The organism is Grimontia marina, assembly GCF_900060185.1.
GTDB lineage: Bacteria > Pseudomonadota > Gammaproteobacteria > Enterobacterales > Vibrionaceae > Enterovibrio > Enterovibrio marinus.
The window spans coordinates 66,269-75,592 of record NZ_FIZY01000008.1 but is presented as its reverse complement, the minus strand read 5'-3'; the positions used below and the strand labels follow the sequence as shown (position 1 = coordinate 75,592).

At 45.4% G+C, this 9,324-nt stretch carries 4 protein-coding genes; 2 read left to right on the top strand and 2 right to left on the bottom strand.

What is annotated here, in order from left to right; all coding sequences use genetic code 11:
- Nucleotides 1-47: 47 nt before the first annotated feature.
- Nucleotides 48-6,401 carry a non-ribosomal peptide synthetase gene (locus tag GMA8713_RS06210; RefSeq protein ID WP_062706906.1) on the bottom strand — a complete coding sequence of 2,118 codons (6,354 nt, stop codon included), beginning with the start codon at nt 6,399-6,401 and terminating at the stop codon, nt 48-50.
- Between the two features lie 732 nt (nt 6,402-7,133).
- Nucleotides 7,134-7,469 carry a helix-turn-helix domain-containing protein gene (locus GMA8713_RS06205; RefSeq protein WP_062706903.1) on the bottom strand — a complete coding sequence of 112 codons (336 nt, stop codon included), beginning with the start codon at nt 7,467-7,469 and terminating at the stop codon, nt 7,134-7,136.
- Between the two features lie 376 nt (nt 7,470-7,845).
- On the opposite strand from GMA8713_RS06205, the gene GMA8713_RS06200 reads away from it, so the two are divergent.
- Together GMA8713_RS06200 and GMA8713_RS06195 are read left to right on the top strand one after the other, a co-directional pair.
- A complete protein-coding gene (locus GMA8713_RS06200) occupies nt 7,846-8,706 on the top strand; it encodes an FAD binding domain-containing protein (RefSeq protein ID WP_062706901.1) in 861 nt (286 codons plus the stop codon).
- A gap of 131 nt (nt 8,707-8,837) precedes the next feature.
- Nucleotides 8,838-9,317, top strand: coding sequence for a (2Fe-2S)-binding protein (locus tag GMA8713_RS06195; RefSeq protein WP_062706900.1), 480 nt, complete (start codon nt 8,838-8,840; stop codon nt 9,315-9,317).
- Nucleotides 9,318-9,324 lie beyond the last annotated feature (7 nt).

Genomic DNA, 9,324 nt, shown 5'->3' with positions numbered 1-9,324 from the left:
TCTTTCTCGAAGTTCGATATCGCGTATAACTGATCTGGCCTTTGTCGTTAAAACAATGCGTCCAAGTCTTCCTGACTTAACTCGGCATCGCCAAAATCAGAAGGCGTGAAATGGATGTCACTTGCTTGTTTTAAGTGCGTGATTAGCAGATCAAGTTCGTTTGCCCATCGTTTTAGAAGTGCTTCGCCGTGAGGCGAAGGATTAGAAAAGGCAGTTTTGACCTGTAATACCAAGCCGCCGTCCTCAATCCAGCAATCACATTCGAAGAGTGCCGTTGTTCCGTTTTGTTCATCGCTATCTACACCCGTAGGGGCGAAGTTCAACGAAACGTTTTCTGATTCTGCATTCATGTTTAACGTGCCCAGGTAGTTAAACCTGCAAGCAGGAATTTCTGAGGATTGTTGTTGGACCTCGCGGGCTAAGTAAGTTAAGCCGGAGTGAGGCGCGTTTCTTGTGCCTTCTTTGGCATCGCGGATAACGGCATTTGCATCATCAATGGTGCTGAACAGAACGGGGTAGATTGCAGTGAACCAACCGACAGAGCGCGACAAATCAATCCCTTCCAACTCTCTACCGTGTGATTCAACCTCGATGCTAAAACGTCTCTGTGAGGTAAGTGGCTTCAGCGCCATCGCAAGAGAAGCAAGGAGAAGGTCCTGCTTTTGTGTGTTGAAAACGCCGTGAATATCTCCATCTAACTCTTTTAATGTGTCGGACGGAATAGTCAGTTTTTGGGTCTGTGTAGCAGGTTTATCGCTAATGGGCGGATTTTCAATGTTCAATGGGAAAGCCGTCGCGGCTTCCCAATATTGTTTGTCAGTTTCAGAAGTGGCATTTAGCGAAGTCGCTAGCAGGGCTTGGTAGTCATGCAGGCTCGCGGACTTCAATGGCAAGGATATGTCTGTTTGGTTCAGCAAACTATTTACCGCAAGCGACAAGTCTTCAAGCACGATTCGCCAAGAAACACCGTCAATAATGAGGTGATGTGCGATCAGCAAAAGCTTGGGTTGTGAACTTTTAACGTAAACCGCTTTGAATAGCCAATCATCATCAAACGAAAAGTCACGCTTCGCGGTTTCGCCAATGGCAACCAGAGTATTTTGGGCTGATTCACTACCAACAGAGAGGTGAAACTTATCAATTGTCTCTGGGGGCTGATACTGCGCCGAGCACCCTTCAAATCGTAATCTGAGCGCATCATGGTGGAGGAGTATATGCTTGAGTGCATTCTCTAAAAGGTCGGGAGTAAGAGAGATAGGCACATCTAACAACACGGATTGGTGATAGTGTTCTGGTTTAACAAATTGTTGGTTAAAGAACCACTGCATCGCTGGAGTAAGTGCTACATCACCGTCGAGAGTTTCTTGCGAGTAGTGTCGTTCTGACTCCAGTACTTTCAATTTTGCCGCCATGGACTGAAAAGTGGGGTTAACGAGAATTTCTCTGGTATCCAGCTCCCACCCGTTACTGCGCAGGTGCGCTACAATTTGCAGTGCTTTGATGGAGTCACCACCGGCACGGAAAAAGTCACTGCTTAATGAAATAGCATTGTGGCTAAGTACCTGCTCCCAAGCGTGCTTAAGCGCAGTTTCCTTTTCGTCAAAGGCTGTTTCGTCGATGGAAGTCAGGTGACTCTCATTGTATTGCTGTGCGATAAGCTCTAGTGCTCTGTTGTCGATTTTGCCATTGGTAGTCAGCGGCATGTGCTCAACACGGATAGCACACTGAGGCACCATGTAATCAGGTAACTCGTCATACAAGGGCGCGAGAAGACTATTTAAATCTTGGTCGGCTGTGTAGAAAGCGACCAATTGCGGTGTTTCAGCCAAGTTGCAAACGCGCACACAGGCGGTGATAACGTCTTTAGTTTGCAAAAGTAACGATTCTACTTCGTCCGTTTCAATTCGATACCCGCGTAGTTGGACTTGGTTTCCTTCTCTACCGACATACACGAGCTCATTCCGCGAATTTTGGTAAGCGATATCGCCAGTTCTGTAGAGTTTTCCTTGGCATGTAAATTGGGGCTGTATAAATGCTGAAGCAGTTTTCTGTGTGTCATTAAAGTAACCTGGCGAAACACCATCACCGCCAATCCAGATCTCACCGGACTTCCCGTTTTCGACTTGATTTCCAGCCTTGTCTAACAGGTAAATAGAAACGTTGTCAGCCGCTTCACCAATTGGCACAGCATGATAGCTGTTGTCTATTGTGTGGTAAGTGTGTGTTATACAGCCAACGACTGTTTCGGTTGGTCCATATTCATTTATGATTTTTGCGTTTTTAAATACGGTTTGAGCACGCTGTGCAAGTGGCGTACTGAGTTGCTCACCCCCAACAATGAAACACGTCAGATGTTCGGTCGGCGTCGCTGCTTGCTCCGCGAGTGTGGTGAGCACATCAAGGTGGGCGGGAGTAAGCTTTAACGTATTGATCGTGCTATCTGAAAGAACGGCAGCGAGTTGGTCGTATAACGAGTCTGAAGCGGATAGCACTAATTGTCCGGCGGTACAAAGTGGCGCAAAAAGAGTCGTTACCGTAAGGTCGAAAGAAATGCTTGTGAACAGTGCCATATTCATCGGCATTGCGCTGTTATATCTCTTTGCAAACTGAAGGTAGTTTGCCAGCCCTTGGTTCGTCACCGTGACGCCTTTAGGTTCTCCCGTAGAGCCAGATGTGAAAATGATATAGGCCAAATCATCTGGCATCGCCTGAGACTCAACGTGTGCTGATGTTGATGCGCTAACGTCGGCAACAAGCTCGGAAGTCATGCAGTGTTGGAACTGCTCAAGCAAGTTGGCATTGAGATTCTCGTTTGGGGGCGTATCAGTAACAACGAGCGAAGGACTGGCTGCCTTGAGGATCTTTTCTTTTCTTCGTAAAGGTAGATTGTCGTCAATGGGCACATAACAGGCCCCCAATCTGTTTATTCCTGTTAGTAGCGGCAGTAGCTGGGCAGAGCGTGAACCAATGACAGCAACGATTTGCCCCTTTTTTACGCCCTTTGCAGAGAGTGAATTTGAGATTTGGTGGCTTGTCTCAGACACATCCTCATATGTCCAGAAACTCCCGCCATTCACCAAGGCGATGTTGCCAGGATAGGCATTGGCACAATCATCGAGTAATGAACTGATGGTTTGATACTTGTCATAATCCCGTGTGTTTTCGCTCACGGGGGCGATATTTCGGCCCTCAAAGAGCACTGCGTTTAATTCGCGACCAGATTGATCCGCCAGAAGATTTAAAGTGGCGACAAAGTCATTAAGCATCACCGTCAATGCGTCGTGAGTGAAGAGTGACTGAGAGCCCTCCAACATGAGTTGGAGCCCTTTGCCAGCTTGGTGCTGAACAAAAAGTGTTACATCGACTTTTGCCCCTCCATTATGAAGCGAAATATGTTCATATCCTTTGTCGATGAACTGTTTTGGAATGGGCTGATATACGAACATCACGTCAAACAGCGCGTTCCTGCTCTGTGATGTTGGGCTTTCAGACAGACTGACTACGTCTGAGAACGGGATGAGGTTGTCATGTCGTTCCTTAATATGAAGCTCAAGAGTTCGCAGGTTTTCTCTAGCAGACAGCGAGTAATCCACGTGAGCGTCAACGAGCAGAGTGTCAACAAACATCCCCGGCAATAAAATGGATGAAGGCGTGCGTTGAGTAACGGGGATGCTGATAGAAAACTGTGTTTGTCCGCAGTGTTTTGACACCCAAATTTGAAACATATTTTGCAGCAGGTTTTGCAGGCTGGTACCACTTTCTGCTCCCAGCTTTTCCAATTTTTTTGTATCGGCTTTACTGAACGACGAGAGTGCTGCGAACCCTTGAAAGTCCTGTTTTGCAGGCCTTTTGGATTGAAGCGGCCACACAAGGTCTTCTGGTCGTGTTTTTGTGGATGCTTGCCAATAGTTCAGTTTGTGTTGGTTGGTTACTGATTGATAGCGTGCGTAGTGAGCAAACGCATTCGTGGTTTGAGAATTTGGTTTGGTTTGGCCACATATCGTTGATACCCATTCATCAAACAGGTTTGGAAGAGAGAGCCCATCGCAAAGCAAGTGGTGGCAATCAATGATTAAAACTGTCTTTCCGAGATGGTAGCCAAAATAGAGGCGTACAAGGCGTTCATCTAATATCGAAAACGGTTCTGCAACGTTTTCTAATTGTGTCTCTAGAGGAGTATCTTCTCTAAACTCAATCTCTTGACCAATCGCGTGTAGGGAGTTTTTAACGCCGCACACCCATTGAGGCTGGCCATCTAAAACCTCAATTTTGGCTCCCAACACTTGGTGATGATTGCTGAAAACGGATTTGGCACTCGCGGTTATGAGAGAGCGGTTGACAATAGACTCAATGGACACTGCTGCAGTGATGTTGTAAGCCGTATGAGTGTCTCGTTGGCATAGGGCAAACATCGCCAACTGGGCTTTTGTTAAAGCGTACGCGCCTTGTGTTTCCTGTACGAAGAGGGGAGCCGCGGCGTCTTTTTGTAAAGCGGTGTCATCAATGGCTTTCGCCATGGTTTCAAGCGTTAAATAGGAATGAAGGTCTGATTGAGGCACTTCTATTCCGAATGTATGAGAAATTCGCTGAAGCAGAAACACTGCATCCAAAGAGTTGCCACCCTTGGCGAAGAAATTGTCGGATTTGCGTACCGAGGAGCAACGAAGTACTTCTTGCCATAACCCTGAAAGTCGATTTTCCGTTTCTGTTAGCGGAGAATCATTGCGTTTCTCACTGACTAAATTCTGAATGTCTGAGGTTATCTGTTCGAATTCGCCCTTTTCGGCTCGTTGCTTCAGTTGAAAACGTTGCACCTTGCCGCTGGTGGTTTTCGGAATTAACTTAATGGGAATGACCACATCGGGGAAAATGCCATGTTCAGCTGAAAGCGTTGATTCAACGTGCGTTTTCACCGTTATAAACGCTTCCAAAGATCCGCGATACTGAACGAAGACAGCCAACTTTGGCATAGCTGTTTCTTTTGAAGGGGTGATTGATACCACCGCGACCGAGCCCAAAGGTGTCAACTCGCTAGTGGCTAGCGACTGCTCGAGGTCATGAGGGTAGATATTCTGACCGTTTATGATAATAAGATCTTTGCTTCGACCCGTTACATAAAGATCGCCATCTTTTATAAATCCAAGATCACCGGTTGCTAGCCAGCCATCTTCAGAAATGGTCTCGGCCGTTTTTTCTGGCGCGTTAAAATACCCACGAGTGACGCTGTCACCTTTAATGTGAATATCACCAACAGTTAGCTCTTCGCAGTGCTCGCTCCCTTTTACGATTCTGATTTCCATGCCAGGGATCGGTGAGCCCAGAGCAACAAAGGAAGCCCCGTTATTGTCTTCTTGGGCTTTTGTACCCATATGAAGTGTTGCTCTGTCGAGTGTGATGCTTTGCAAGGTTTTTCCCGCTTTGGGAAATGTCACTCCCAGTGTGGCTTCGGCCAGTCCGTATACGGGAAACATCACGTTACTTTTGAGGTTAAAGGCACTCAGTTTGTCTAAAAATGCATTGCACAAATCGACATTGATGGGTTCAGCACCATTAAAAATGAGCCTGACATTGTTCAGTTCCCAGTTAGGGTTTTTCTTACTGTTTTCAAGCCGCTTTAGTAGGTAGTGGTAACCGAAATTAGGGGAGGATAGAACGGTCGCTCTAGCGTCGCTTACATTTCGAATCCAACTCAAAGGATCACGAATAAAGCTGGCTGTTGGCATGATGTATTGATCACAACCCACCATCATAGGATTGATGTGAAAACCAATTAGACCCATGTCGTGTGTTAATGGCATCCAGCTGAACGTCGTATCAGCTTGCGTTGTCTCTGTCGCTTCAATCGTGGCGATGTTGTTTGTAATGATGTTTTTGTGGCTCAACATGACGCCTTTTGGCAGACCTGTAGAGCCTGAAGAGAACTGAATAAACGCCAAATTGTCTGAGGTTGTGTTTGGTGTATGGATTTTTGGCAGAGCCTTGTCACTGTCAATATCGACAGAAAGGAGTTTTGATTGCTGATTTTTGCCAAATAATGTCGTTTCTGAACTGGAGTCAGTGACTGTCCAACTTTCTTCTAAAACGGAAAATATGGCATCAAGTTTTTTGAAATGGGCATCAGTGTTGCCATACGCAACAGGGACAGGGATGAAGCCTCCAATGATTGAAGCCCAAAAAGCAGTGACGAAATTTTTGTTGTCTTCTAGCTGAAAAACAATTTTCTGTTTCGGCTTTACGCCCAGATTGCGCCACGTGCAGGCGAGTTGATTCGCATCGTGCCACAACTGAGTGTAACTCAGAAAAGTTGCGCTATCTCTGTGATGCGAAAAGTAGATACCCTTTCCTTCAATCTTGCTAGCCCTTGCAAGTACATCTCCAAGCGTATCTATCTTTGAGTACATCACTTCTTTCCCTGAACCACAAACACTGTTGACTACCACCTTAATAGTCGAAAGGGATATAAACGTTACGCTGCCTAATTTTCCAAGCATTCTTTCCTTGGGCTGGATTCGGTTCTCTATATTTAATATCTTGTTACAGGTGTTACAGAATACGAATTGATGTTAATTGCGGGGTGGATGTTCTTCATTATCAATATTATACGATACAATGTGCTGCATGATAGTGTGAGTCATGCATGCTTCTCATGACCTGAGGTTAATGATTCGAGGAGCTTTTGAGGCAAATTGAGGAACATGTCGTTAAATGAATAGAATGTCATAAATTTAGCATGTTGTTCTTTATGTATATCTCTGAGTGACTACAATTTTTTCATTGAACGGTCATTTTTATTGACATGCTCGAATCAGCAAATTTGACGTTGGTGTTTTATGGTGGGTTTATATCGCGAGGCGGGTTGATAGCGTGACCCGATGAAGAGTTTCACTAGGAAATAAACTAAGATTGTTTACACCATACGAATAGAAATCCAACCAATGAAGAGTTCGTGATTGCCTCACAAGCTGCAGGATTCGTAAAGTAACAAACGAATGTAGAAATGAATAAGAAAAGCTGCTGGTGAGAGCCAGCGGCTTTTTTCATTTTTTGCGAAGAAATATTTAACATTCGGTTATAAATACTGGAGAGGATGACGTTCTAGCTAGGCTTGGACAATCAATTTACTTTGGGCTATTTCAGTATTCAACCGGAGTTCTTCCTGTCCACTTTTTAAAGGCTTTATAAAAGTTTGCGGGTTCGGAGAAGCCCACCAGTGTCGAAATATCTTCAAATTTCATACTTGTCTGCTGTAAGTACTTCACTGCGAGATTTTGACGTGTTTTGCCCAACACCTTTTGATAAGTTTGGCCAGATTCTGACAGCTTTCGGTTTAAGACTCTTAGTGAGCAATGAAAGTGTGCCGAGACTTGTTCGGCACTGGGGAACTTGCCTGGGCTTTGTAAAATAAATGCCTGAACCTGTGTAGCAATGTCGTTGGTTGAAGGATAGCCAACATTTTTTATCAAGACCATTCAATCAGTGCTTCGTCCATTCATATTAATAAAAAACTTATTTCATAATTCAATAAATAAACCGAGATGCCAAACCGCCAAAAGCCAAAAAATGTACCATTGGTGCATAAAACGGTACTGTCCACGCCTAAATGTTTGTGAATGTTAAAACTAAGGAACAAGACTGAGTTTACTTATCAAGTCTGCTTGCAGATACATATTGATTTGTCAATCTAATGCACTTCAGTGGCAGAGGAAGAGCGATAGCGATAGCTGACGTGTTGTAAGTATTAACAGGCAATTTTACTTGGTGCCCGTTTGGATTTTTGGATTTAGACAGAAATCAACGAGCTAACTACACTAATTGCATAAGGGTCGTTCTTACGGAGAGTTGTAAATGATAGCTAAGCACTTTAACTACTTCGCCCCAGGGTCTATTCCTGAAGCTCTTGATTTGTTGCGCAAGTTTGGTAATGACGCAAAATTATTAGCAGGTGGTCACAGCCTTTTACCCATGATGAAAATGCGATTTGCCGAGCCGGTTCACCTTATTGATATGCAGAATATCGCAGAACTGAAAGGAATATCTGTCCGCGACGATGTAATTTCCATCGGTGCCATGACTTCTGAAAACAATATATTGCGCCATGAGCCCTTGGCGGAATTGTGTCCTCTTTTAATGGAAGCGACAAAATGGATAGCCGATCCTCAGGTGAGAAATAAAGGCACCATAGGGGGTGATATCGCGCATGGGGATCCTGCCAATGACCAACCTGCAGTAATGCTAGCTCTGGATGCGACATTTCACATTGTCGGCGAAAAGGGAAAACGGATTGTCGCTGCCAATGATTTTTTCCTCGGTACGTATCTTACCGACCTTAGCGCAGGTGAAATTCTCGCTCGGATTGAGATCTCCAAGCAGGCTGGCGCACGTCAGTGGGGATTTAGAAAGTTGAAACGCAAAACCGGTGATTTTGCCACTGCCGCATGTGCTGTGTCTTTGAACGTCAATGGTGACGTTTGTTCCGACGTAAGAATTGCTCTGACCAATCTCGGTCCTACTGCCTTTCGGGCACGTAAGGCAGAGTGGGTATTGGAGGGACACAAGCCTACCCCTGAACGCTTAAATGCCGCTGTACAACTTGCCATGCAAAGTACTGAACCCGCTGCAGATCAACGTGGAAATGAAGAGTACAAAACGGCAATGGCTGGCGAGATGCTGCATCGTGCGTTGCAAGATGCAATCGCGAGAAAATAAGCCACAGTTGCATCAGTATGCAGGTTAATCGTCGGTGAATATGGATGCCAAACAAACATACCAATACCGCATACACGTAACCGATATCTCCCTAAAAACATTGCATGGCACATTACTGAAGGATTACAGGAATGACAAAGCACACTGTTTCATTTCGACTTAATGGAAAACCGACAGAAATTGAGATCGATCCGCGCACATTGTTAGTTCACGCACTGAGGGAAGTCGTGGGTATCACGGGCACTCATATTGGTTGTGAAACCAGTCATTGTGGAGTTTGCACGGTAGATGTCGACGGAGAATCGATGAAATCTTGTACCGTGCTGGCTGTTCAGGTGGCGGGTAAGGATGTTGTGACGGTTGAGGGGTTGGCCGATGAGCAAGGCCTTCATGCGGTTCAGGCGGCATTTATTGAAGAGCATGGTCTGCAATGTGGGTTTTGTACACCGGGCATGTTGATGCGTGCCTATCGGTTTTTACAAGAAAACCCAGACCCAACTGAAGAAGAAGTAAGGTGGGGCTTATCAGGCAACTTATGCAGATGTACTGGCTATCAGAACATCGTGAAAGCAGTGATCACCGCAGGGAAAAACCTTCGCGAAGCAAACTGAGTTCTGG

Coding starts and splice junctions, on each gene's coding strand:
- GMA8713_RS06210 (WP_062706906.1), bottom strand. CDS start 6,401: ATGTACTCAAAGATAGATACGCTTGGAGATGTACTTGCAAGGGCTAGC.
- GMA8713_RS06205 (WP_062706903.1), bottom strand. CDS start 7,469: ATGGTCTTGATAAAAAATGTTGGCTATCCTTCAACCAACGACATTGCT.
- GMA8713_RS06200 (WP_062706901.1), top strand. CDS start 7,846: ATGATAGCTAAGCACTTTAACTACTTCGCCCCAGGGTCTATTCCTGAA.
- GMA8713_RS06195 (WP_062706900.1), top strand. CDS start 8,838: ATGACAAAGCACACTGTTTCATTTCGACTTAATGGAAAACCGACAGAA.